This window comes from Sphingomonas arvum (genome assembly GCF_026013565.1).
In the GTDB taxonomy this organism is placed as follows: domain Bacteria; phylum Pseudomonadota; class Alphaproteobacteria; order Sphingomonadales; family Sphingomonadaceae; genus Sphingomicrobium; species Sphingomicrobium arvum.
Map to the genome: position 1 here is coordinate 318,787 of NZ_JAPDOB010000001.1, position 24,785 is coordinate 343,571.

Here is a 24,785-nt window from a genome sequence, read left to right on the forward strand (position 1 = left end):
TGAGCCAAGGCTAAACTCGGCCACGTCCGCTTTCCACCCATTGCGGACATAGCGGGCTAGGTCGATAACCCCGTCAGATGACTAACCCGGATTGGATGCCTGCAGCCCTGCGGGCGGCCCGTATGCTCCGGGCAAGCACGGCCAATAGCCCCGGCGCCAGGCATTCAGTGTACGTGATCTTGCTACACGATCCCCGACGTCATCAGCGGTGGGGTTTGTACGTGGGGCAGACCTCGCGCGATCCCGACTGGCGCTTCGATCAGCATAAGGCCGGGTACAAATCGAGCGGTCCTGTAAGGCGCTTCGGCATGCGCTTGCTGCCCGAGTTTGTTGAGCATCTAAACCCGCTCCAGCAATGGGAATCGCTCGACCTCGAGGAAGGTCTCGCAAGGGTCCTGCGAAGCGCAGGCGTGCCATGGGTCGAAGGCGGGCATTGAAGATTACGGAGACGACAGATTGTATGTCCGCCGGTGGTGGTAAGTGGAACGGCTGCTTTCGGGTCAGCTGAGGGAGATAGTTGACGCTCGAATATCACAGATGAGCGGCTTAGCCTTTATCAGAGCACCAGGGCTCCGCAGCCCGCAGCCGCTGTTTGGCCCGTTCATCGACTAAATGCCCAGCGTCCCGAGCCTTAAGACTTGCAAGTCCACCTTGCTTTCGCACCGCCGCCTTCTATCGCCGGAAATGGCGCGCTTGTCGGATGTCGCGACGCCGACGGGAGCTGGTTGAGTTTGGTCCCATGCAGTCTGACAAAGCGCCAATAGCCACCAGCAGCCTAGCTGGTGCAGAGGAACTTACGCGGCTCAACAGATCCGCTCTGCCCGCCGATGCCTATCGCACCCTGCTGGACAACATGTCCGAAGGTGTGAGCTTGTCTGACGAGGGGGGCATCATTGTCTACACCAACCCGGCCGAGAACCGCATGTTCGGCTATCGGCCGGGAGAGCTGCTCGGCCAGCACGTCTCGGTTCAGAATGCCTATCCGCCTGACGAGAATGAACGGATTGTCGCCACGGTCATTGCCGAGCTGAAGGCGTCAGGTTTTTGGCGCGGCGAATGGCGCAACCGCCGTAAAGATGGAGAGGTCTTCACTACCACTTCACGCATCAGCGCAGTTGATATTGAGGGACGTCTCCACTGGCTGTGCGTCCAGGAGGACATCACCGAGCAGACCCGCGCCGCGGACGAACTGCGGACCAGCGAAGCGCGTCTGGCGCTTGCGACGCACGCAGCCTCGCTCGGTATTTGGGATTGGGAAATCGCAACCGGCCGGATGGCCTATTCTCCTCTGGCAAAGGAGATCTGCGGCTTCGCCCCCGAACAGGAGGTCACCTACGAAAACGCTAAGGCCGTTACCCATCCCGACGATTATCCGCGCACCTCGGCGATGGCACGTCGGGCGCTCGATCCGGAGCTGCGCGAGGTACAGCCCTACGAATATCGGATTGTGCGTCCGGACGGATCCATACGCTGGGTGATCGCCCATGGCGAAGCGGTGTTCGACGACGTTGGCGGGCAACCGAGAGCTGTCCGTTACGTCGGCACCCTGCAGGACATTACCGATCGCAAGCAGACCGAGCAGGAACTTCGGGAGCAATTCGCGATCTTGGCGCAGCTGGCGGAAGGAGTGATCGTCGCCGATGCGAACGGACGGCTGACTTTCGTCAACGACTCGGCTGCTCGCCTGCATGGTGTGGGGGCGCTCGGGGTGGAGCCCGGACACTACAGCGACACCTACCACCTCTTTACGGAAGACGGCAGACCGTATCCGCCGCTCGAGCTGCCCCTGTCGCGTGCCTTGCGAGGTGAGACCGTCGAGGACGCCCGTTGGTTAGTGCAGAGGCCCGACGGCACCTCAATTCTTGCAATTGGCGGCGCGCGCCCAATCCGCGATCAGGCAGGAGATCAGATTGGCGCGGTGCTGACCCTCCGCGACGACACGGCGCGAGACGCCGCCCAGCGTGCGCTGCGCGAGAACGAGGCCCGCCTCCGCGCGATCACCGATAATCTTCCGGGAGGCATGGTCTACCAGGTCCGGGTCGATGCAGATGGCGAGGGCCGAAGCTTCCAGTTCCTGTCGCAAAGTTTTGAGAAGCTCACCGGCTACAGTCTCGATCAGGTCGCGGCCGAACCGCTGTTGCCCTATAGGACCATTCTGCCGGAGGATGCCGGCTCCCTCGCTCTTGCCGAGGAAGAAGCAATCCGATCGCTCAGCCCCTTTGATCATGAGGTCCGCTTCAGGCGCGCCGATGGTGAGGTCAGGTGGGCTAGGATCATCTCCGCTCCGCGGCAGCAGACTGATGGGTCGACCATCTGGGACGGCATTAAGATCGACGTCACCGACCAGAAGCGACTGGAGACAGAACTCAACGCCCTGAACGAGAGCCTTGAACGGCGTGTCCGAGACCGAACGGTTGAACTGGAGCGCGTTCACGAGCAGCTGCGCCAGTCACAGAAGTTGGAGGCCATGGGGCAACTCACCGGCGGCGTGGCCCACGACTTCAACAATCTTTTGACCCCGATTCTCGGTAGCCTCGATCTGGTCGTGCAGAAGCCAGGCCTGGGCGAACGTGAGCAGCGTCTCCTTCGGGCAGCGCTGGAAAGTGCCGAACGGGCCAAGACGCTGGTTCAACGCCTCCTCGCCTTTGCGCGACGTCAGCCCCTCCAGCTTGGACCCGTCGATGTTTCCGCGACTATCGGCGGGATGATTGACTTGGTTGCAAGCACCTCAGGTCCGCGTGTGCGAGTTTCGACCGACGTCCAAGACGGTCTGCCGGCAGCACTAGCGGAGCGCAACCAGCTCGAGATGGCGCTGCTGAACCTCTGTGTGAACGCCCGTGATGCCATGCCTGAGGGCGGGGAGCTGTCGATCGCGGCGAGGAGAGTTGCGTTCACGACGGGCCCATCGGGCGAGTTGGAGCCGGGCAAATATGTTTCTATTGCTGTTTCCGACACCGGTCTTGGGATGACACCGGAGGTTGCAGCGAAGGCAATCGAACCGTTCTTCTCAACCAAGGGGATTGGCAGAGGCACTGGCCTCGGCCTGTCGATGGTGCACGGACTAGCTTCTCAACTTGGCGGCAGAATGGTCATCAAGTCGAAATTGGGCTTGGGCACAACGATCGAGCTTATACTCCCGGTCGCCGAAGGAGTTCAGACGCTGCCAGAAACCGTTCTCGATGCGACAATTCGACCCGAGAAGGCCAAGGGCACAGTCCTGCTGGTGGACGACGAGGAGTCGGTCCGTATTTCGACAGCCGAGATGCTTCTGGAGATGGGCTATACGGTACGCCAAGCTGCGAGCGGCGCAGAGGCCCTGCGCGTCCTCGAGTCGTGGCGGGCCCAGTTCCTCCTCACCGATCACCTTATGCCTGGGATGACCGGAACAGAACTGGCCGAGCAAGTGAAGCGGTCGCATCCGACTACACGCGTCCTCGTGATTTCTGGCTATGCTGACATCGATGGCCTGCCCACCAAATTTCCGCGTTTAACTAAGCCATTCCGCAAGCACGAATTAGCTTCAGCGCTGGACGGCCTGATCGCGAAGGGCCGCTGATGCTGGTAAGCGGACCGACTGCTTTCGGGCGGCAATCGGCAAAACCGGACATCCCCTAAGACAAAAATCGAGACACGCGATTTCGCCGCATGCGGCCGTTCATAGTGCACCACTAAGCACTCGTAAGCGGCCTCCAACGTTGGCTGGCACCCTCGCCTGATCAGTTGAACCCGAAGAATACCCCGAAGAACATCGGCGCCAGCAACGCCAGTGCAAACAGCAGGAGCGCAAGGACGAGCAGCCTTCCGAGGCAACATCCTCCGCGCGGTCGCCCCCCTACTGGATCTTCATGGTCGAGACGATCCGCCCGTGCCGACCTTGCGCGAGCTGCGGACATCATGGCACCCAGAAGGATGCGGAAAGGGTCCGGACCAGTCCGGCCAAGGCGACCCGGATCCATTCGGGTCGGCACTTCAGTTTCCCAGAGTTCCGGTTCATCCGCTTCTGTCGACCGGCTGATCGGTGGAACTCCGACCTCGAGCGGAGCAGCTCTTGGCAGTGCGGGCGGCGGCCGACTCGGCACGAGATCGCCGAAGCGGGCGCCGCACTGAGGACAGGCACTCCCCTCCAGCCACAATCCGGGCATGTGGTTGGTGCAGAAGAAGCGGACCGCCGCCTCGTGACAGGCGTCGCACTCGCCCTCGACCGGCTGAACGGTACCGCAGTTGGGGCAGCGCAGGACAATGCCGCTCAAGCGTCGCACTCCGCGACTGGAGCGGTTGCGCTGCCTTCAGGCGGCGGAAAGATCGAAGCGACCAGTTCTGGGGGCACATGGAGCCGGTGGACCTGCGGCAGCACGCCGGGAACGTAGCGGGCGAGCGTCGGCACCCGCTCGAACGGGCCGAAGGCCTCGCGCGGCAGGCGGCGCGACAGGGCCACTGTCGTTAGTATCGGATGCGCCTTGTAAGCCGGGTAGGTGATGAAGCGCTCCTCACCATGATCGTGGCCGCGAACCATGTGCGTCACCGGACGGCCCATCCGGGTGCTGAGTTCGCAGAAGGCGTCGAAATCCTCCCGCCCGAACTGGCTTCCACGACTGAAGCGATTGGGCATCTTCCGCCGCGCGCTCGGATGCGCTCGGGTCCAGGTGAAGTCGGACAGGCAGGCCGGATCGTTCCAGTCGCCCGTTTCCTCAAGCTTGGCGTGGAGGTCGCTGAGCGGAAAGCCGGCGTGAGCAATGAGCAGCCCGTCCGGCAGGAAGAGGGCGTGCGGCGCCTGGGCGAAGAAGCGCACGGCGAGCTTGCCTGCGCGCTCGATCCATTCGTGCGCGAGGTTGGCGTTGAGGAAGTCGGCAAAGTCGCCCGGCGACACGCTCGAAGCGAAGTGGACGCCATTGTAGGACATAGCTTCGTCATGATTGCCGACCAAGACGCAGATCCGTTGCGATGCCGCGATCACCAGCTCAAACACGCGCAGGAGCAGTTCGAGGCCGAAGCCCTCGTCATCGAACAGGTCGCCGAGCAAGACGATGCGGGGCGGGGGTGATTGGGTGTCGGCAGCGTCCTTGTCGATTAGGGCAAGGGCGGCTTCGAGCGCCAGCAAGTCGCCGTGCAGGTCGCCGATGATCCACAAGGGTGCGGCGGCGTCGAACTCTCCCACTTTGATGGCTTGGTCTCCCGGCATGGCGCGATCCCCATCGAACATCAGGCTCGGGCCGCCGGCGCGGTCGAGCAGGGCTTCGAAGGCTTCCACCGTTTGGCGAATCCGGGACCGCTCCCTGGCCCGGGCGACGGCGTCGTGGACGGCCGGCCAGTCAAGGTCGTGAACGTCGATGATCGCCGGCAGGGCGTCGGGCGCGGGCTTAGCGGGAGGGGCTTCGGCCGGTGCGGTCGGGGAGGCGGCGGCTTCTTCCGCGCCCGGGTTCGTTGCTGCCAGCTCAGGCTGTTGGGAGCCGGAGACCGGCGCCGTTTCCCCGGCGCGCGTCACCGAAGCTTCGGGTTCACCCTTGCTCATGCCGGAAGGACAGTCAGCGGGAGCTTGGCAATGTTCTTTACTTCATTGCCGACCGCGATCTGGTCGCCAGCCCGCAAGGGCCGGGGAGTGGTCAGAGCGCGGCCGTTGAGAAGCGTCTGATTGGTCGCCGCTGCACCCGGCCGCACGAACCATTGCCCGCCCGCACCCCGCTCCAGCACGCATTGTCCTTCGTCCCAAAAGTCTCCGTCCGCACCGAACTGCCGCACCAGCCGCTTGCCGAGTTCGGTTCGGATCCGAAGCTGCAGCGTCGCCCCATCCGCACCGCGCAGCTGCACCGCTTCGGAAGTGATCGGCGGGCGGGCGGTAGGGACGGCAGCTGCAGGAGCAGCCGCCGGTGCCGCCGGCCGGGGCAGCGGAGCCGAAGGCTTCGGCGCCGGAGCAGTCGGAGCCGCCGCTGCCGGCTTGCGGTTACGGCCGCTCAGGATGGCACGCAGCTCGGCGGCGGTCGGCCGCTTGGCCGGATCCGGATTGAGGCAACGGTGAAGCGCCGCGCTGACGTCGCCGTTGCTGGCTGGCCATGGCATCTCGCCAAGGAGGGCGGGCGGCTCGGCCGTGTAGCCATGTACCAGCCGCGCATAGTCCGACTGGTCTTCCGACCAGTAAGGGTGGCGGCCGGCGAGCAGTTCGTACAGGATCAGGCCGCAGGTGAAGATGTCGGAAGCAAGGCCAGGCACCCCACCCTTGGTCAGATGCTCCGGCGAGCGGTAATTGTCGGTTCCGACATACCCCTGATGGCCGTGCCACGGCGGGCGGCGATCGGCGAGGAGCGAGAAGTCCATGTCGATCAGCTTGAGCTGGAACTCCGCGGCGATGGTCGGATCTTCGATCAGATAGGCATTCGCGGGCTTGAGGTCCGCGTGGACGATCTTGACGTCGTGCAGCGCGCCGACACCGGCCACCAGCACCTTCGCCCAGGTCGCATGGCGGGCCCAGATGACCGGATTGCTGGTCGGGGCCTTGCCGATGGCGCGGTGGCTTTCCCGCTCCTTGTCGAGGACCTGCTGGAGGTCGGCGCCGTTCTCGACGAACTGGAAGGCCTGGAAGTAGCAGCGGCCACCCCAGACTTCCTCGAACGAATCCACGTGGCCGACCGCGAAATTGTCGGCCTTGCCCCGGACGACCCGGGCGGCGAGCTCCTTTTGGTAGGCGACGAAGTCGCGGTACCAGACCACCGTGGGTGCCGGTGACTTGTACTGCTTGAAGAACACCTTGCGGCCGTCGGGCGCCTGCGCGGCATAGGAGATGGCCATCATCCCCGGCCCGAATACCTTAAGTATCCGGTAGCCGCGGATGGTGTCGCCGACCTTGAGCTTCTTCGCCATGGGCCGCTCCTACGGCCGACGCCACTGTGTCAAAGCGCGACCGTTTCGGCCGACCTCGATACGCTCGCCGCGAGCTGCTTCAGCGTATTGCGAAAGTTGACGGGATCGGACGTGAACTTCTGCAGGGCTTCCTGCGCATTGAGGCCCTCGAACTCGACGACCTCCCACTCCGACTTGTCGATCTGGCTGAGCCGGTCGTAACCCTCGAAGTTGGGCGCAAACACGCTCAGGATGATCCGATTGGCCATAACCACATTTGCCACGTCCTGGAGCGAACCGCCCTTGGCTTCCGGGATGCTCATCGTCTCCTTGAAGGAAGCGTCCGTAAAAACAACGACCACGCGCGCCGCGTCGCTGCGATAACGCCACTTGCCGGCCTCGACCGTCTGCGCACCCTTGGCCGTCGCTTCCATGGTTGCGACCTTGTACAGGGTGTCGAGCAGCGATTCCGGCTCGTCGCCGCCTCCGTTCGCGTGCAGGGCTGCAAGCTGCGCCTTCAGCTCCGCAGGGTCGCGCACGAACTGGTTGTCCACGAGCCAAGGCAAGCCGTCGCTCTCGGCCGCTTCGATGTCGCGATAGCCGACGACCTTCGCCCGCCAGTCCTTCACCGGGGCGGCATTGTTGGCATCCCCGCTGCTGAGGCTGCCGACGAAGGTCTCGATGTTCTGGCGCAGCGCATCGATGCACGGGGCCATGCTGCCGCTGATGTCGACCACGAAGACGATGTCGGCCACGCCCTTGGTCTTTTCACGGCTCTGCGGAGCCTGCGGACTGGCGGCGACTTCGGCGACGCCGGGCGTTGCGGGAGGCGGATCGGACGGAAGCGGCTCCAGCAGCGAACCGGACGCGCTCGCATCGGGCGAGGTGGCGGCTGTCGCGGCCGCGTCCGGGGCGAGCAGATCGGTTGAGAGGCCAGTCGCGGCGTCCTCGGAGGCGGGCGCGGTCGGATCGGTGCTGCTCATGTGAAATCTCCGTGAATCGTGGTCGCGTAGAAGCGACGCAATCAAGGAGCGAACGAGGCGTCGAAATGAACGTTCCGACCAAGGCCGTTGCGGCGCCTGCTGCTGATTCTGCAACAGCCACGTCGCGCCTGACTGATTGGGCTTGTAGAACTGTGCAGCAATGGTCGAAAACGCGGCCGCTCGGTAGTGAAGGGCTGCACCTTATTGGTAACCGAGCGCCGCAACAAGTTTCGCTGAGGTAACTCTTGCGTCTGGACTGCCGTCGCCGAGCACATGATGAGCTGCTGCTTACCCACTCTTAGGTCAGGCCCACGAACTCAAGCCGGGTGAGAAGCGCGTGCCTTCTAAGTTCCGCTGCGATTAAGCACCAACGCGCGAGCTAATGATCGCTTCGCAGCCTTGGGCGACGGTGCCGTTTCACCGCAGCGCATTGCCTATAGCATCTTGCAGGGTCGCCAGCCGGTAGGGTTTCAAGATGATTGGGCGGCCCTTGGGGCCGCTTTCCACAACTTCCTGGCTGTAGCCGGTCGCCAGCACGACTGGCAGTTCGGGACGTTGCTCTTCAAGGATCTCGGCAAGCCGAAGACCGCCCATGCCGGGCATCACGACATCGCTGAAGACTAAGTCAAACGGCTCCGACACGATCAACTGCAACGCCTGCTCGGCTGACGTGGCGAGCACCACCTGGTGTCCCTGCTCGCTCAGCATTGTCTCGACATAGGAACCGACTTCCACGTTGTCTTCGACGACAAGGATGCGCCCGAGCACCATGCCATCAGGCTCTTCCGCCGACTTCCCCGGGGCGGCAGCCGCATGCGCTGGGCAAATGGGCAGTAGGATGGTGACCGTTGTTCCCTTACCAACCTCGCTCTGCACGCTCACGTTTCCGCCTGACTGAGTAGCAAAACCATAGACTTGGCTAAGCCCCAAGCCGGTGCCCTTGCCCGTGGCCTTGGTTGTGAAGAACGGTTCGAAGATCTGGTCGAGCACTTCAGGAGGAATGCCGGGGCCGGTATCGCTGATGTCGAGGCTCATCATCAAGCGACCATCGTCCTCCGGAACGCTCCGGGTCCGAATGCATAGCCGTCCGTCACCCGCCATCGCATCACGAGCATTAGAAGCGATGTTGAGGATCGCGGATTGCAACTGGGCGCGATCCACTTCGACGGCCAGCTCATGTTCTACAAGCTCGGTGCGCACGACGATCCGCTCGCCCAAGGTGCGGTCAAGAAGGTCACGCATGGACCCAATCAGGTCGTTCACGTCGATGTGCTCGGGCTTTAGCGGCTGACGCCTGGCAAACGCCAGCAATTGCGAGGTAAGCGCCGCCGCATTGGCGGAGGCCTGCACGATCGCCTGGGCGAACCGCACGCGCTTGGCATCGGGCAGGGTCTCACGAGCAAGCATATCGGCGGAGCCTTGGATCACCGTCAGCAGATTGTTGAAGTCGTGAGCAATACCGCCGGTAAGCTGTCCGAGTGCCTGCATCTTCTGCGATTGGCGTAGCTGCTCCTCGGCACGCGCCCGAACTTCCATCTGCTCGGCCAGCAAGACGTTCGCTGCCGCCAGCGCCTCCGCTCGATCCTCGAGTTGGCGATTGGCACGGCGGAGCCGCGCCTGTGCAAGGCCGAGCACGGCCGTGACCAGCCCAGCCAGGATGATCAGCGCGGCAAGAGTGAAGTAACGGCTGAGTTTGCGGGTGAGGCTTTCCCGATCCAACTCCAGGCCGACTTGGCCGACCTGCTGCCCCGAGGACTCCACCGGAACGATCACGCGGATACCGGAGCCCCCATCCGGGAGGTCGGCGATGCCAGCCGGCAACCTGATGCCGGTCCGACTATATCCGGCGGCCAATCTTCCGTCGCGGTCGAAGGCACCGACCCAGCGCACCTGCTTGTTGACCCGGAAAGCCGAAACCGTCTCGTTCATGGCTTGCGTGTCGCCGAAGTCCAGGGCGGCGGTCAGCGAGGCTCCAAGGACTTCTGCCTGACTCCTCGTTTCGGCTTCGCGCAACGCATCGTAGCTCCGATTATTGTAGATGAGGGTGCCAATGCCCGCAAGAACGATGAAGACTGCAAGAGCCAGGATCAGAATTGGTCCGGAACGCCAGCTTGCTTGATCCATCTGAACCTTTGAGACGGAGGGAGAACTATGCAACATCAGCGTGTCCTCACGGCTACTGCCAGTCCGAGAAGCCGCGAGCTGATCGTCAAGCGTCGCTCGGCGGCGGCCGCCTCATCGATAAAGAAGCGCACTCGGCCACTCACTATCGCGAAGTGGACGATGCCCCGTTGAGAGGCGTTCGTGGAATCCGTTACGGTCAGGATCGGGAGTCGACCAATGGCGGCAAGTAACTGTCCCGCCGGCTGATCCGGGCTACCGCCAACGAAGGCAACATGACACCCTCGGACGCCCGTTGCGGATGAGAGCCGGCGAACGATAATCCTGCGACCATCAACTTCTTGCCCGGAGGCGGATTGTTCAAGGAGTCCGCCGAACGGATCTCGACCTACGGTGCAGAGCACAAGGGCTGCTGACGAGCTCGCCTGCACGCCCGAAGGCCAGGTGACGTAGCGTGCAAAGCGCGGCAGGAAAGCGGCTTTAACGGCCATCTCGCTTGAGGCAGCGAGCGCCTGCGACGCCATTCCGGCAAGAACCGCCGGGCAGACCAGTCGCAAAACAAAGCGCCTGACGCGCGTCATCAGAAGCGCAAGCGGCTTCCCGCAACGATACTTCGCTGCGGGCGCTGGCCTTGATTGAGATCATTGCTCTCCAGGTGCGTCGCATGAAGCAGGTTGCGGCCCTGTACGAATAGTTCAACCGCATCGGTGACCGTCCATCCAATCCGACCTGACGCCTCGACGTAAGAGGGGATGCGCGGGGCTGTTTCAATGGCGCCGCTCCAGCGGCCATCTACCGAAAGCTGTACCTTCCTGCCCAGGTCAAGGTCCGTGCCGGCCTTAAGCTGCCACTTTGGATCGTCGCCAATCGCCGCGAGGTTGGCGAGGTCGGTGCGGCCTTTCCTTACCGAGAAGTCTTTCCACAGGCGGGTGCCGCCAACAGTGAGCCGCCAATTGCTTGCGAGCTGAACAGTGCTCCATCCCTCGATGCCCCAGCTGCGCCCCTTGATCCCGTTGCTGAGCTGGATGGGGAGGACACCGCCTAGCGATGATTCTGTCGTTCGAATGTCTTCGTACCAGTTATGAAAGGCCGTGACCGACAAAGTAGCGAACGCCGTTGGCTGCCCGCGATATCCGGCTTCCAGCGCCACGAGCTTTTCGGTCTTGAAGTTGGTTGCAGGCGTCAGAAGGGGCGGCGCCGACAAGCCCCTGTCGATACGTGACGGAGTTCGGATGGCGCGGGAGATCGCGCTCCACCAGAGGTCGCGGTTGCTGGCTTGCCACGCCAACCGAACGCTCGGCAGAGCTTGCCAGCCCGTAAAGGTGGACCGTTCCACCTTGATGCCGGGGATGACCGAGATGCCGCGGCCAAGGTCGATGCGGTCCTGCACGAACGCGTTCCCGATCCATAGGCGCTTGGAAGTAGGGTCCAGCTGGAAAATGTTGAGGTTGTTGATGAATTTGTCACGGGTTGTGCGGAGCCCTGCACCAGCCACGAGATTGTGAATGCCCTTGGTGACATTCATCTGTGCTTCCACGTCGATCGTTTCGAGTGAATCTCGCACCAGGATGAAGTCACGGCGGAACTTATCATAGTAGGCCTGCAGCTCGACCGAGGTGTCTGTGGACAGGGTGTGCTGCCACCGGCCAAGCAAGTTGAAGCCCCTGTTGCCATCGCCGGTCACGGATTCCGCCTTATTGCGAAACCAATCCCCTTGCAGGGTCAGGTGATCGGACTCGGACACCACGTCGCCGCGGAAGCCAACCTGCCAGCCACGAAAGGCGTCGTCCCCAGCAAACCCCGTCCCGGTCGGCAGCGCTTCGCGGTCGTGATAATCACCATAGACCCTGATTGCGCCAAGACTACCAAGCGCCGTTCCATAGCGCGCCCCGGCAGTCCGCTCGTAAGCTCCTCCAGTACCACGCACCAGCGTTCCGAGCGTATCATGCGCGTCGCGGCTCGTAATGTTCACTACCCCGTTCACCGCATTCGGTCCGTAGAGCGTACCGCCTGGCCCGCTGATCACCTCGATCTGCTGGAGATCTTGAACGAGCGGGGAATGGAGGTTCCAGAACACCTGGCTCTGGAGCGGCGTGTAGATGCTGCGCCCATCCATAAGGACCAGAAGCTTGTTGGCAGTCTCGGTGCCGTTGAAGCCTCTCGCAGTGATAGCGTATTGGCTCGCATCAACTTGCTGGACGTCCAGGTTAGGCGCGAGCCGCAGCAACTCCGGTAGCGACGTAGCACCTGAATTGAGCACATCTTCGCCAGTGATCACATAAAGCGATGTCGGCGCGGTACTGAGCGGCTCGTCCCTCTTGGAAGCCGAGCGCACCGGAACTTGCGCCAATTCTTCAATAGAGAGGGCTTGAAGATTTGGGGTTTCCGTTGCTCCGGCTACCATGGGCATAGCAGCGGCAATCAGCGGCACGTGCGCGACGGCCACCAGGAGGTTCCTCAATCTATGCACTTGCGCCCCTCACCCGTCCCCCAGTTCCTGTGGGTAGGATGGTTCCTTCGTCAAGTGTCACTACCGAACTGTCGTTAAGATAGGGCTACTCTGCCGATCTCCGCCGGGCAGAAAATGACGGCGGGCCTGAGCTCATCAACTACTTACTCGTTAGCGCCGGCCTCCGAACTCTAGCGTAGTCTGAACTTCTAAGTCCCTTCGGACCAGCAACTTTGCTGATCCGGCCGCGCAGACCGGAGTTTCTCCTGACGGCTAAGGCGGACACTTCGCCTGCCCCCCACCGGGGCTGTCTTGTCGTATCAGCGGCTTGGACCTTCGTAGTCAAAGAGCGGAGCATGCGATTAGTTCATTTCTGCCGTGCTCGTTGAACAAGGCCCTCATAACGCTGAGCCATAAGCAGGTGCGCTAAGCGAGCGCGTGGATGTTGGGCCTTCACGGCTGCGGATACCTCCTGTGCCGCACGTGCCGCATAGTAGGCGGGATCATCCTCATACCGGACTGTCTCGGCAAGCCGATCGAACTCTCCGGCGATGCGGTGGAGGAACGCCTTGTCAGCTGCGCACTCCACCTCATCTGCAAACCTGCGGCAATCGTCGGCTTCGTCGGAAAAGGTACGCTGCACCATCGTGCGTTTCCAAGCATGTTGCTGAATATGCTCGGATTATCTCAGGACTTCTAAACTCTGGACTTCTCAACGTAGTTGTCGGGGCCTTAACCAAGCTTGCCGAACTGCTAGGCTCGTTCCCCGTCGTCGTAACTCGCCAGCCACTGGCTAAGCTTCTCCGCGACCTTCTCGGCAGGCCCAAGTTTTTGGCACCAGTTATCGCGCCGTCCACCTGGCGAGCAGGCCCACACACAGCCGTCCTCGTCGGGGCCTTCGATGTCGAACCGGGCTCCCTGCTCAGGTTCGTGGTTCTCGTTGGTCATGGTCGCTTTATGAGGGCTGGCGCTTACGCTTCAACATAGATAGCTGTATTCTTGCTCGGCTTCTCGAACATTCGAGACCATTATTCGCAAGTACCGGCTGATCTGCGTTAATCCGCAGACGGGTCTAACCGACCCAGTCGAGCACGTGGAAGCATAATTGGGCATTGCTCCTGGCAGAACCATTGGTTCGTGGCAGGCAAGCAGAGCTGTGGACCGGCTGCTGTCGCGTTGTGAAGCGCTGGTCGCCGTAGCCCCGCCTTCTAATTACCTCTGAGCCAGCAATTTTAGATTAGCACATTAGGCTTATGGAAGCCTCCGGGAGGTCCTGTGCTATGACTTTCGGTAAGAAGATCGGTGGCGGGCGTCGGGCCGGATCAAGAGCAACAATCCTGCTTGCGGCTTCCGTGATGGGTAAAGGCATCGGTCATCGCGTTGCAGTGATGGACCTCTCAGCGACCGGAGCGAAGCTGCGCGACGCCGATGCTCCTCAAGCGGGCACCGAGTTGTGGATCCGGATCGCCAATGTGGAACGGTTATCAACCGTTCAGTGGGCGCGAGGCGGCTTCATGGGTGTTCTGTTCGACAAGCCGCTTATTCCACGTGAGCTTTACGAATTGCATCGGCAGAACTCTATCTCGATTGCTACCAAATTGAAGCCGGAAGAGCGTCTTGCGGTTGATGACTGGAACATCGGCTTGGCACGCTAGTCGCGCAACGCAGCTGCGCGTCCAAACTTTCCAAACCTTGCGGACAAATGCCGCGCTGGACTGCAGTAACAACGAAGTATCAACTCACTGCCTCTAAAAGATGCGGCTACAATGCATTCGAGGTGCCTGATGCTCCGTTCCAGCCTGCTCCTTATCATTCCGATTGCCTTACTTAGCGGCTGCAGCAGTGGCGTTCCCGTGACCGCGACCGTGACGACCATTGATCGGGTCTGCACTATTATCGAAACCCGCCCGAGTGATGATCCCGAGATCAGCAAACTTACCAAGGGCCGTCCGGTCCAGACTAGCCGCCAGGGCGACTGCAACGAGGTCGACGAGTGGGCAGAGGTCAAGCGTAAGCGGAGCAAGTCGGTTGAAGGTAAGGCCGATATCCACTTCCTTTACCAGGGGCCGGATGGTCGTGAGCACAGCGGCACTCTGAGCTACACCGGCCGGGATGATGAATTCTACGAGGTCAAAGCAGGCGATAATCTGCTGATCCGAGTGGCTGAAGACGATCCCAACAGGGTGTTGCGAGGCTAACGCCTGGCGAGTAGGTGGAGTGCCCGGCCGAGCTAACCCGGCCGAGCCCACGCAACGCTTACTGATACTCTGGGAAGGTGACATCCATAGCCAGTCTCCCACGTCGCTCTCGCCCGGAGGTGGACGAGACCACGGCAACGCTCATGCAGGCAGTAGGCTTCGCACCCTGAACCGCCTGTCTCAAAGCGGATCAACTTGACCCGGCATGTTGCATCTGTGTTGCATGGACTCGCCGGAACTTCAGCGGAAACGGCGGAAATCTGGGGAAAGCCGCGCAACCATGTTGCCAGCTATCACAGGCTCTCAGGCGCGGTCCTGAGCGCTGCTAAAGTATTAATACGGCTGAGAAAAGCGGTGGATGCCCGACGTGGATTCGAACCACGATTGACGGAGTCAGAGTCCGTAGTCTTACCATTAGACGATCGGGCAACGATCGCGTGACGGCGGCCCAACTAGGTCCGGTGCCCGAACCTGTCAACTTGCGGCCTCCATCAACTTCGGCTTAAAACGGCGGCAAGTCAGCCGGTTGGCGATCCGTCGCCGGCGAAGAGAAGAATTGGGCAAATCATGGCGACGACTCCGTCCGCCAGCGCTCCGCACCCGGGTCGTCCGGGCGGAGCCGACGCGAAGTCCCCACCTCCGGGTGCGAGCCGGCACACCTACGCGGCGATTGACCTCGGCACCAACAACTGCCGCCTGCTGATCGCGCGTCCGACCGACGGCGGCTTCACAGTGGTGGACGCGTTTTCCCGCATCGTGCGACTGGGCGAGGGGCTCGCTACCAGCGGCCGCCTCAGCGATGCGGCCATGGACCGGGCAGTGGACGCGCTCGGGGTCTGCGCCGACAAATTGAAGCGCCGGCGGGTCAGCCTCGCCCGCTCGGTCGCGACCGAGGCCTGCCGCCGCGCCGCCAATGGCCGCAAGTTCATCGACCGGGTCAAGGACGAGACCGGAATCGCACTGGAGATCATTCCCCCGCAGGAAGAAGCGCGCCTGGCCGTGCTCGGCTGCCACAAGTTGCTGGAGCCCGGTGATGGGCCTGCGCTGATCTTCGACATCGGCGGGGGATCGACCGAGCTGGTGCTGGTCGATCCTGGCGATGAAGGCGACGTGCCGCGGATCAAGGCCTGGTGGAGCGCGCCGTGGGGCGTTGTCAGCCTCACGGAGAGCGAGGGTAAGGCGTCGATCGAAGGACCCGATCGCGTGGCCGCCTACGGCCGCATGCGCGAACGGGTGCGGCATAGTTTCGCTCGCTTCAACGAGCTGCTGCCGGCCGACAAGGACAACATCCGCCTGCTCGGCACCAGCGGCACGGTGACAACGCTCGCCTCCGTCCATCTTGCCCTGCCCAGCTACGACCGCCGCGCCGTCGATGGCCTGCACGTGCCCATCGAGGCAATGCGGGAAATCAGCGACATGATCGCCCAGATGGACGGCACGGAGCGAGCAGCGCTGCCCTGCATCGGGGCGGAGCGGGCGGACTTGGTCGTTGCCGGCTGCGCTATTCTGGAAGCCATTCTCGACATCTGGCCCGCGGCCCAGCTCGGCGTCGCCGACCGCGGCATACGCGAGGGCATCCTGCGCGCGCTCATGGCCCGTGATGGACACGTGCTGTGACGACCCGCCTCCGCACCGCCAAGGGCCGCAAGGTCGGCTCGACCAAGTGGCTGCAGCGGCAGCTCAACGACCCTTACGTCAAGAAGGCCAAGGCGGAGGGTTATCGCAGCCGCGCCGCCTACAAGCTGCTGGAGCTCGACGAGAAGTTCGCGCTGCTCAAGGGCGTGCGCGCAGTGGTGGACCTCGGCATTGCGCCGGGCGGCTGGAGTCAGGTGGTGCGCAAGAAGGCGCCAGCGGCCGCGGTGGTCGGGATCGACTTTCTCCCCACCGACCCGCTGCCCGGCGTCACCATCCTGCAGATGGACTTCACGACCGAGGGCGCCGACGAGCAACTAAAGGCCGCCCTGGGCGGCGAGGCCGACCTCGTCCTGTCGGACATGGCGGCCAACACGGTCGGGCATCCCCAGACCGACCACCTGCGCACCATGGGTCTGGTTGAACTGGGGCTGGAGTTTGCGAAGGACGTGCTGAAGCCGGGCGGCGCTTATGTGGCCAAGGTCCTGGCCGGCGGCACCGACAACCAGCTCTTGGCCGAGCTCAAGCAGCACTTCCGCACCGTAAAGCACGCCAAGCCGCCCGCTAGCCGCAAGGACTCCAGCGAATGGTACGTGGTCGCGCAGGGGTTCAAGGGACGCTCCGACTAAGATCCGCGGTTGCTTTGGCTCCGTGCCCTTGCTCTCCGGCCTGCTCTCCGCTAAGGGCGCGGCGTTCGGCGGGCGATGTTCCCGTGGGCGCTTGCACATCCTTCCCGCTCTACCCCGCACTGGGGTCCCGCGTCCGCTAAGAGGCCGGTGAGCGGTCTCGGTCCGGGCTCCCCACGCACATCGGTTCGCCCGGATGTTCCGCCCGGCACGGGGTCTGGCGGAGCCTTGGACCCAAGCTTGCCAGGTCCGCCAGATGGAAAGCCGTTCCGCCCACTGGAACGGCTGGCGGCATACCGACCGAGCCTGAACAGGATTGCATGAACTCTATGGCCACTGCGGCAACCAGCTTCCCCTCCCGCGATGATTTCGCGGCTCTCCTCAACCAGTCGCTCGGCGGCGAGAACGAGGCTTTCGAAGGCCGTGTCGTCGTCGGCACCGTTACCGGTATCGAGAACGACCTCGCGGTGATCGACGTCGGCCTCAAGAGCGAGGGGCGGGTTCCGCTGCGCGAGTTCGCCGCGCCGGGCCAGAAGGCCGAGCTCAAGGTCGGCGACCAGGTGGAAGTGTTCGTCGACCGCGTGGAGAACAGCGCCGGCGAAGCGATGCTCAGCCGCGACCGCGCCCGTCGTGAGGCTGCTTGGGACAAGCTGGAAAAGGAATTCGAGGCTGGCAACCGCGTCGACGGCGTGATCTTCGGCCGCGTGAAGGGTGGCTTCACCGTCGACCTCGGTGGCGCCGTGGCCTTCCTGCCCGGTAGCCAGGTCGACATCCGCCCGGTTCGCGACGTGCAGCCGCTGATGGACCTGCCGCAGCCCTTCCAGGTACTCAAGATGGACCGCCGCCGCGGCAACATCGTGGTGTCGCGCCGCGCTATCCTCGAGGAAACCCGCGCCGAGCAGCGTTCGGGCCTGATCCAGAGCCTCGCGGAGGGCCAGGTGATCGAGGGCGTGGTGAAGAACATCACCGACTACGGCGCCTTCGTCGACCTGGGCGGAATCGACGGCCTGCTGCACGTTACCGACATCAGCTACAAGCGGGTCAACCACCCCTCGGAGGTGCTGAACATCGGTGACACCGTGCGGGTGCAGATCATCCGCATCAACCGCGAGACCCAGCGCATCAGCCTCGGGATGAAGCAGCTCGAGAGCGATCCGTGGGAGGGCGCGTCGGCCAAGTATCCGATCGACGGCGTGTTCCGCGGCCGGGTCACCAACATCACCGAATATGGTGCCTTCGTGGAACTGGAGCCGGGCATCGAGGGCCTGGTCCACGTGTCCGAGATGAGCTGGACCAAGAAGAACGTCCACCCGGGCAAGATCGTCAGCACCTCGCAGGAGGTCGACGTCAAGGTGCTCGAGGTCGACGGTGAGAAGCGCCGCATCTCGCTGGGCCTTAAGCAGGCGCAGTCGAACCCTTGGGCCGACTTCGCCGACAAGCACCCGGTTGGTTCAACCGTGGAAGGCGAAGTCAAGAACGCCACCGAATTCGGCCTCTTCATCGGCCTCGACGGCGACGTCGACGGCATGGTCCACATGTCGGACATCGCCTGGGGCGTGTCGGGCGAGGAAGCGTTGCAGTTGCACCGCAAGGGCGAACGCGTCGAGGCGCAGGTGCTGGACGTCGACGTCGAGAAGGAGCGCATCTCGCTCGGCATGAAGCAGCTTGAGCGCGGCGGCGTTGCGGCCGGCGGCGGTACCGGTGCCAACAAGGGCGAGACGGTCACCGTTACGGTGCTCGAAGTTCGCGACGGTGGTCTCGAGGTGCAGATCGGCGATGACGGCGCGACCGGCTTCATCAAGCGCATCGACCTCGGCCGCGATCGCGACGAGCAGCGGCCGGAGCGGTTCCAGGTCGGGCAGAAGTTCGACGCCTTGGTGACCGGCTTCGACCGTTCCAAGAAGCCGACCTTCTCGATCAAGGCGCTGCAGATTGCCGAAGAGAAGCAGGCAGTGGCGCAGTACGGCTCCAGCGACAGCGGTGCCAGCCTGGGCGACATTCTGGGTGCGGCGTTGAAGGATGCTCAGTCCAAGACGAAGAAGTGACTGTCGCGGGTGCGGTGCCATGCGCCGCACCCGTGCCATCACGGGACGGCTCCCTTGCGTGGTCCTGCTTTCTCTGACAGCGTGAGCATCGGGGTAAGCGTTTCTTTTCTGACGCAAAGAAGCGAAGACGAGGGCAGGATGATCCGGTCGGAACTGGTGCAGAAGCTGTGCGGCGACTTTCCGGACCTCACTCAGCGTGAGGTCGAGGGTGTGGTTGCTGCCTTGTTCGATTCCATCACCGAGCAATTGGCGGTGGGTGGCCGGGTGGAACTGCGCGGCTTCGGTGCCTTTTCGACGCGCCGCCGTGATGCGCGGGTCGGGCGCAATCCGCGAACAGGGGCGAGCGTGGACGTGGATGCCAAGCGCGTGCCCTATTTCAAGCCGGGCAAGGAAATGCGCGAGCGGCTGAACTTGTCCGAAGTCGTGGCCGACGCCGCCGAATAGCCGGGTCAATGCGGGTGGCGATTGCGCCACCGTGCGGGCTGGTTCAACCAGGCGGCTGATCACAACGTGCGGGCGTGGCGGAACCGGTAGACGCTGGAGACTTAAAATCTTCTGCCCCTTGGGCGTGCGGGTTCGAGTCCCGCCGCCCGCACCATGTGACCTGGCTAGCAAGCGCTAGCCCGTCGTCAGGACCTCTGAGACCGGCTGCTCGACCGCCTCGCGTAGCAAGCGGTAGGAGCGGATGCGGGCTCCCGGATCATGGATCTGGGCGGTAATCATCAGTTCGTCCGCGCCGGTCCGCTCCACGAACTCGTTCAATTTCGTGCGCACCGTCGCTACGCTGCCGATGGCAGAGCAGGACAATAATTGATCCAGCAAGGCGCGAGCCGAGCCTGGCAGGCTGTCGAGATAGCCCGGGCGCGGCGCGGGGAGCTTGGAGGGACTGCCCGAACGAAGGTTCACGAACGCCTGCTGCACGGAGGTGGCGAGCAGCTGCGCTTCTTCATCGGTATCAGCCACGATGCAGTTGAACCCGAGCATGACGTACGGCTTCGCCAGCCGCTCGGACGGTTGGAAGCGGTCGCGATAGAGCTGGATTGCTTGGTCGAGCTGCTGCGGGGCAAAGTGCGAGGCGAATGCGTAGGGCAGGCCGAGCATGGCCGCGAGCTGGGCGCCGAACAGGCTGGAGCCGAGTATCCATACCGGGATGGACAGGCCCTCACCGGGGACGGCGCGGACGCGGCCAGCGGGGCCGTCGAAGTAGGCCATCAGCTCGACAACATCGCGGGGGAACTGGTTGTCGTCGGAGGCCAGGTTGCGGCGCAGCGCGTAGGCGGCCGCCTGGTCGGTGCCCGGGGCGCGACCGAGGCCGAGATCGACGCGGCCCGGGTAAAGTGATTCCAACGTCCCGAACTGTTCGGCGACCGTCAGCGGGGCGTGGTTGGGCAGCATGATGCCGCCAGCGCCGATCCGGATGGTCGAGGTCCGCGCGCCGACAAAGGCGAGGGCGACGGCGGTGGCGGCGCTGGCGATACCCGGCATGCTGTGATGCTCGGCCATCCAGTAGCGGTGGTAGCCGAGCTGCTCAGCGGCCTGGGCAAGGTCGGCTGAGGCGCGCAGGGCGATGCCGGCGTCGGCGCCTTCGGGGATCGGGGCCAGGTCGAGGACGGACAGGGGGATCATGGCGACAAGCTGGGGTGCGGGCCGGATTGTTCAACGCCGGGTCGCCCTGTGCCGCCACGGGACAGCGGGATAGCGGCCAGCCATCGGGCGTTTGCGGAAAAGGTAAACAACGGGTTAAGGATGTTCCCATGCACCGTCCGGCCGGTTCCCTCTCACCGCTCCGCTTCGGCCGCCGCCTGCCTTTCACCCGGACGGTGGCGCTAGCGCCCGTTACGCTGCCCGACGACCTTCGCCTGTTCCTCCTGACCTATGCCGCGGGCTTCCTGGCGGTGAGCTTCTTTATCGCCTGAACAGCCGGGAAGCGGGTGATCGCAGGCCGCGTGGAGCTTCCACCCGAGCCAAGCCGAGAAGATGCTGCCGACCGACACCAAGAGCAGGGTGCCCGCGACCGACACCCCGAGCTGGACCAGGCCGGTGAGCAGCACCGTCGCCCCAACCATCGCGCCCGAGTTCACGATATTGTTGGCCGCCACCGTACGTGCGGTCTCCGACTTGGGCACGGTGGTGGTGAGAAAGGCGTAGAGCGGCACCACGAACATGCCGCCGGCGATGGCGACGCCCAGGAGGGTCCAGACTACCAGCCAGGCACGGCGGTCGGCGACAAAAGCGGTGACATCGATCAGCGCCCCCGTCGGAGCGGGCCAGCTGCGGGCGAGCAGGAACAGCAGCATGACAAAGAGGCCCATGACCAGCGCCGACGCGGGGGCGTAGCGGGCCGACACCTGGCCTTTCAGCAGGCGATTGATGGCCATGGAGCCGATCGCGACACCGACCGAAAAGATCGCCAGGAACAGCGTGGCAACGCTCTGGTCGCCGGAGAAGACGTTCTTGACCAGCGGCGGGAACTGAGCGGCGAGAACGGCGCCCATGGCCCAGAAGAAGCTGATCGCCATAATCGCCAGGAACAGGCGGGGGATGTGCATGGTCGCCTTGATCAGGCGAACGGAGGCGCGGAGCACGTGCCAGTCCAGGCCGCGGGCGGGAAATTCCGGGTCCTCCGGCTCGTCCACCGGTGGCGCGGGCGGCACGAACTGACCGGCGATGCGGCCGAGCACCGCCACCACCAAGACGCCCAACGCCGCCCATTCGGCATGGTAGCTGCCGTCGGGCCGCTGCAGAACCAACAGGCCGCCCAGGATCGTGCCGCCGAGAATGGCGATGTAGGTGCCCGCCTCGACTAGGCCGGTGCCGGCCAGCACCTCGTCGTCGCGCAGGTGTTGCGGCAGGATCGCGTATTTGATCGGGCCGAAGAAGGTCGAATGGACGCCCATCGCCGCCAGCGCCACCAGCATCAGAGGCACGTTGTGGAGCAGCAGCCCGGCCGCGCCGAATGCCATGATCCCGATCTCCGCGGTCTTCACCAGCCTGATGATGCGGCTCTTGTCGATTGCGTCGGCCAGCTGTCCGGAGAGTGCCGACAGGAGGAAGAAGGGCAGGATGAAGAGCCCGCCGGCCACCGCGCTGAACGTCGCCTCCTGCTCCGCCGAGCGATAGATGCCGTAGATCACCAGCATCACCATGGCGGTGCGATAAAGGTTGTCGTTGAAGGCGTTGCAGAACTGCGTGACGAACAGCGGCAGGAAGCGGCGGCGACGCACGAGGTACAGGCTGGTCTGCATGAGCGCACGTGTTTGGCGGCGGATGCGGTCCGGCACAAGCGCGTGTCGTCACTTCGCAATTCACCCGGGCTGGGCTAGAACCTCCGCGAATGCTGTCGCTGCCCAACCTCCTGACCCTGTCGCGCATCCTGGCGGTGCCGATCCTGGTGTTCCTGCTGTGGCGGCCAAGCCCGGTCGACTACCTGGTGACCTTCGTCCTCTACTGCATTGTCGGAATTACCGATTATTTCGACGGCTACTTGGCACGAGCGCAGGGGCGGATCAGCCGGCTGGGGCAGTTCCTGGACCCGATCGCCGACAAGATCATGGTCGCGGGCGTTATCGTGATGCTGGTCAGCACGCGGCACCCCACCGAATTGCCGATCATCGCCGGCTTGCACATCCTGCCGGCGCTCACCATCCTGCTGCGCGAGATCATCGTCAGCGGCCTGCGCGAGTTCCTGGCCCCGCTGCACGTGTCCATGCCGGTCAGTCGGCTGGCCAAGTGGAAGACCACCTTCCAGCTGGTCTCGCTGGGTGCGCTGATCCTGGCGGGCGCCGTGCCCAACGCCGAGTGGGTCCACCTGGTCGGGCTTGCTAGCTTGTGGGCGGCGGCGCTGCTGACCCTGGTCACAGGATGGGACTACCTGCGGGTCGGCCTGCCGCACATGGACTGACGGGCGTGGCTGGCTGAGGTCAGCCAGCTGGGCGAAGAAGCGGTCGCGTTCGGCGCGTTCGCCGGCCAGTTGCGCGTCGACCCACTGGTCGAGCAGCCGGCTTTCCCTGGCGGTGCAGGGGCGCTGGTAGTCACGGTCGCCCACGCGGGGGCGGAAGAGATCTGCGAGATCGTCGGCCTCGGCCTCGTGCCGGTCGGCACCATCCGGGGGCGGGAAGCTGGTCGTCCAGCCGCCGCAATCGCGGCCGACCTGCGGGTGGGGTGCGGCGAGGGTGGGCGAAAATGGGGGAGTGTCCACTTCGTCCACTTCGTCGAGGAAGGGGTGCGGATCCTCGGCATTGACCCGGGCGAGCGCGGCGCAGAGGTCGTCCTCCCTGCCGGTCCGGAGCGCCTTTAAGGACAGGTCGAAGGTCTGCTGCTTGGCGCGCTCGGCCTGCCTGGCGCCGGCGGCGGTGGCGGCGTTGGCGGAGGCGGCGACCTCGGCCGCGCGGCGATCGAGGCGCTTCAGCAGCGCCAAGCCGAGGCGGGTGTCGACGAAGCGCTTTTCCGAGACCAGCTCGCCGTCGCGATAGAAGCGCTCCACCGCGCCGTTGAAGGCGTGGCCGAGCAGTGCGTCGGCCAGCCGATGGCGGGCGCCGTCGAGCAGTGCTTCTTCCCAGGCGAGATGGAACAAGGGGTTGCGGCGGCGCGCCTCGTACAGGCCGCTGCGGGCCATGCCGACGTGGGCGCAGGCCTGCTCCACCACGCCGCACTCCGCCAGCGCGGCGCAGAAGGCCGCCATGCGCTCGGCGGTCCAGCCGTCGTGGCGGGTGGTGCCGTCCTCCGCCGTGGCGAGGCGGTCGGCGAGGGTGGTATCGCGCGTGGCGGTCGCGCGGGGTCGCTGCGGTTCGTGATGTTGATTTTCCATGAACCGTGTTGGAACACAGCTGGGAGTGTGTAGGACAGGATTTTTCCGGGACTGCGCGGCGGGAGTGTGAGCGCTTAAGCTCCTGATAGGAGCCGGCGGCCTATGCGGCGGGCGGCACCCGAGGGGGGGTAGTGTGGCGAATTATCGGTCGATCCAGTTGTTCTGCGTCCTGTTCACGGCGAGCCTGCTGCTGTCGGCGGTGCTGGCGACCGAGGTCACCAGCGCCATGACCTTTTCGGTGCGGCTGACGCCGGAGGCGGCGGCGACGCTGGCGGAGCGCATCCGGCTGATCCGGGCGGTCGGGCTGGCGCTGGCATTCGGGCTGATGCTGCTGGTCGCCTTCGCCGCTTCGCGCGCATCGCGCGGGGCGCTGGCGGCGCGCTGGTTGCTGGGGGTGGCGACCAGTGCGGCATTCCTGCGCGGGTGCGGGCTGGTGCAGCCGCTGGGGGAGCATGACGGGCTGATCATCGCCGTGTCGGCGTTCCAGGTGGTGCTGGAGGGCGTCGCCATCCTGCTGCTGTACGGCGAGGATGCGGAAGAATGGTTCGTGTGGCGGCGGTGAGGCTGGGCTGGAGGGGTCTGCTTTTTGGGTCGAAAGCGGACGTTAGGGCCACGCCTCTCTAGCCGGCATTGTTAAACTTCCTGACCTCGATGGCGCTTTCATCGAAACCGTCGAGCAGGCGGGCATTGATGCCCATCTTCCCGAAGTCTTCGCCAAGAGTTTGCCAGTGTGTGCCGCAACCGCAAACTGGACAATGATGAATGCCAATCATTCGATCGCCCCAGACGTAGGCGGTCGTCTCGCCGGAAACGCGCACCTGGTCTGGTGGAAAATAAGCCACACGCCATGCAAGCCGGCGGCAGAGGGAGCAGTTACAATCGGCGACCCATTCGGGCCTGCTCGCCAGCTCGATTTGCACGTTGCCGCAGTGACAGCTTCCCTGAACATTCATGCGAACTTGTAATCGCGGGTCGGGATTGTCCGCAATGGGTCGTGCGGGCATTGCCGGCGCGCTCCTTCAATCGCTTTTGTCGCTCACCCTGGCGAAGATGATTTGTTTCTGTCGTGTGCCGGGCGGAGGTAGGGCAGGAT

At 63.9% G+C, this 24,785-nt stretch carries 20 protein-coding genes, 2 tRNA genes and 1 pseudogene; 11 read left to right on the forward strand and 12 right to left on the reverse strand.

Annotated elements, in window-relative coordinates:
• The first annotated feature begins 739 nt into the window (after positions 1-739).
• A complete protein-coding gene (locus tag OMW55_RS01640) occupies positions 740-3,556 on the forward strand; it encodes a hybrid sensor histidine kinase/response regulator (protein ID WP_264880309.1) in 2,817 nt (938 codons plus the stop codon).
• A 690-nt stretch (positions 3,557-4,246) separates the two neighbouring features.
• Here the strand turns inward: OMW55_RS01640 and OMW55_RS01645 are convergent.
• The 8 genes and pseudogenes from OMW55_RS01645 to OMW55_RS01675 form a co-directional block, all read right to left on the reverse strand.
• Positions 4,247-5,509 (reverse strand): metallophosphoesterase, encoded by a 1,263-nt coding sequence (locus OMW55_RS01645; protein WP_264880310.1) that lies wholly within the window; start codon positions 5,507-5,509, stop codon positions 4,247-4,249.
• Entirely contained in the window at positions 5,506-6,852 is a 1,347-nt protein-coding gene (locus OMW55_RS01650) for a protein kinase domain-containing protein (RefSeq protein ID WP_264880312.1), read from the reverse strand. Before OMW55_RS01650 ends, OMW55_RS01645 begins: the two co-directional genes overlap by 4 nt.
• Before the next feature lie 29 nt (positions 6,853-6,881).
• Positions 6,882-7,814 (reverse strand): vWA domain-containing protein, encoded by a 933-nt coding sequence (locus tag OMW55_RS01655; protein ID WP_264880314.1) that lies wholly within the window; start codon positions 7,812-7,814, stop codon positions 6,882-6,884.
• Between the two features lie 417 nt (positions 7,815-8,231).
• Positions 8,232-9,365 (reverse strand): ATP-binding protein, encoded by a 1,134-nt coding sequence (locus OMW55_RS01660; RefSeq protein WP_264880316.1) that lies wholly within the window; start codon positions 9,363-9,365, stop codon positions 8,232-8,234.
• A 231-nt stretch (positions 9,366-9,596) separates the two neighbouring features.
• Positions 9,597-9,974, reverse strand: a pseudogene (locus tag OMW55_RS13880) (CHASE sensor domain-containing protein); the annotation flags it as partial.
• Positions 9,974-10,516, reverse strand: a complete 543-nt coding sequence (locus OMW55_RS13885) for a YfiR family protein (protein ID WP_407822049.1) — start codon at positions 10,514-10,516, stop codon at positions 9,974-9,976. The pseudogene OMW55_RS13880 and the gene OMW55_RS13885, both read right to left, overlap by 1 nt.
• Positions 10,516-12,381: a TonB-dependent receptor plug domain-containing protein gene (locus tag OMW55_RS01670; protein WP_264880319.1), complete on the reverse strand. Its 1,866-nt coding sequence runs from the start codon at positions 12,379-12,381 to the stop codon at positions 10,516-10,518. Before OMW55_RS01670 ends, OMW55_RS13885 begins: the two co-directional genes overlap by 1 nt.
• Positions 12,382-12,751: 370 nt before the next feature.
• The gene (locus OMW55_RS01675) at positions 12,752-13,030 is read right to left on the reverse strand and encodes a hypothetical protein (RefSeq protein ID WP_264880320.1); all 279 of its coding nucleotides are present in this window, start codon (positions 13,028-13,030) and stop codon (positions 12,752-12,754) included.
• A gap of 634 nt (positions 13,031-13,664) precedes the next feature.
• Here OMW55_RS01675 and OMW55_RS01680 point away from each other — a divergent pair.
• Together OMW55_RS01680 and OMW55_RS01685 are read left to right on the forward strand one after the other, a co-directional pair.
• A complete protein-coding gene (locus tag OMW55_RS01680) occupies positions 13,665-14,039 on the forward strand; it encodes a hypothetical protein (RefSeq protein WP_264880321.1) in 375 nt (124 codons plus the stop codon).
• Between the two features lie 198 nt (positions 14,040-14,237).
• The gene (locus OMW55_RS01685) at positions 14,238-14,582 is read left to right on the forward strand and encodes a hypothetical protein (protein ID WP_264880322.1); all 345 of its coding nucleotides are present in this window, start codon (positions 14,238-14,240) and stop codon (positions 14,580-14,582) included.
• Positions 14,583-14,937: 355 nt separating this feature from the next.
• Here OMW55_RS01685 and OMW55_RS01690 read toward each other — a convergent pair.
• A tRNA-Gln gene (locus OMW55_RS01690) sits at positions 14,938-15,011 on the reverse strand.
• Positions 15,012-15,149: 138 nt separating this feature from the next.
• Between OMW55_RS01690 and OMW55_RS01695 the strand changes: the two genes are divergently transcribed.
• The 5 genes from OMW55_RS01695 (at position 15,150) to OMW55_RS01715 (ending at position 19,483) form a co-directional block, all read left to right on the forward strand.
• A complete protein-coding gene (locus OMW55_RS01695) occupies positions 15,150-16,199 on the forward strand; it encodes a Ppx/GppA phosphatase family protein (protein WP_264880323.1) in 1,050 nt (349 codons plus the stop codon).
• Positions 16,196-16,843 (forward strand): RlmE family RNA methyltransferase, encoded by a 648-nt coding sequence (locus tag OMW55_RS01700; protein ID WP_264880324.1) that lies wholly within the window; start codon positions 16,196-16,198, stop codon positions 16,841-16,843. The genes OMW55_RS01695 and OMW55_RS01700 overlap by 4 nt, the downstream gene beginning before the upstream one ends.
• 326 nt (positions 16,844-17,169) lie before the next feature.
• On the forward strand, positions 17,170-18,885 hold the full coding sequence (gene rpsA, locus OMW55_RS01705; RefSeq protein ID WP_264881972.1) for a 30S ribosomal protein S1: 1,716 nt from the start codon (positions 17,170-17,172) through the stop codon (positions 18,883-18,885).
• 138 nt (positions 18,886-19,023) lie between these two features.
• On the forward strand, positions 19,024-19,329 hold the full coding sequence (locus tag OMW55_RS01710) for an integration host factor subunit beta (protein ID WP_264880325.1): 306 nt from the start codon (positions 19,024-19,026) through the stop codon (positions 19,327-19,329).
• A gap of 68 nt (positions 19,330-19,397) precedes the next feature.
• A tRNA-Leu gene (locus OMW55_RS01715) sits at positions 19,398-19,483 on the forward strand.
• 20 nt (positions 19,484-19,503) lie between these two features.
• Here the strand turns inward: OMW55_RS01715 and OMW55_RS01720 are convergent.
• Together OMW55_RS01720 and OMW55_RS01725 are read right to left on the reverse strand one after the other, a co-directional pair.
• The gene (locus OMW55_RS01720; protein WP_264880326.1) at positions 19,504-20,511 is read right to left on the reverse strand and encodes an LLM class flavin-dependent oxidoreductase; all 1,008 of its coding nucleotides are present in this window, start codon (positions 20,509-20,511) and stop codon (positions 19,504-19,506) included.
• Positions 20,512-20,711: 200 nt separating this feature from the next.
• Positions 20,712-22,130, reverse strand: coding sequence for an MFS transporter (locus tag OMW55_RS01725; protein ID WP_264880327.1), 1,419 nt, complete (start codon positions 22,128-22,130; stop codon positions 20,712-20,714).
• Between the two features lie 89 nt (positions 22,131-22,219).
• Between OMW55_RS01725 and pgsA the strand changes: the two genes are divergently transcribed.
• The 3 genes from pgsA (at position 22,220) to OMW55_RS01740 (ending at position 24,254) form a co-directional block, all read left to right on the forward strand.
• Positions 22,220-22,786 (forward strand): CDP-diacylglycerol--glycerol-3-phosphate 3-phosphatidyltransferase, encoded by a 567-nt coding sequence (gene pgsA / locus OMW55_RS01730; protein ID WP_264880329.1) that lies wholly within the window; start codon positions 22,220-22,222, stop codon positions 22,784-22,786.
• A gap of 69 nt (positions 22,787-22,855) precedes the next feature.
• Positions 22,856-23,182, forward strand: coding sequence for a hypothetical protein (locus OMW55_RS01735; protein ID WP_264880330.1), 327 nt, complete (start codon positions 22,856-22,858; stop codon positions 23,180-23,182).
• A 643-nt stretch (positions 23,183-23,825) separates the two neighbouring features.
• A complete protein-coding gene (locus tag OMW55_RS01740; RefSeq protein WP_264880331.1) occupies positions 23,826-24,254 on the forward strand; it encodes a hypothetical protein in 429 nt (142 codons plus the stop codon).
• A gap of 58 nt (positions 24,255-24,312) precedes the next feature.
• Here the strand turns inward: OMW55_RS01740 and OMW55_RS01745 are convergent, their stop codons facing one another.
• Positions 24,313-24,696, reverse strand: coding sequence for a GFA family protein (locus tag OMW55_RS01745; protein WP_264880332.1), 384 nt, complete (start codon positions 24,694-24,696; stop codon positions 24,313-24,315).
• Between the last annotated feature and the right edge of the window lie 89 nt (positions 24,697-24,785).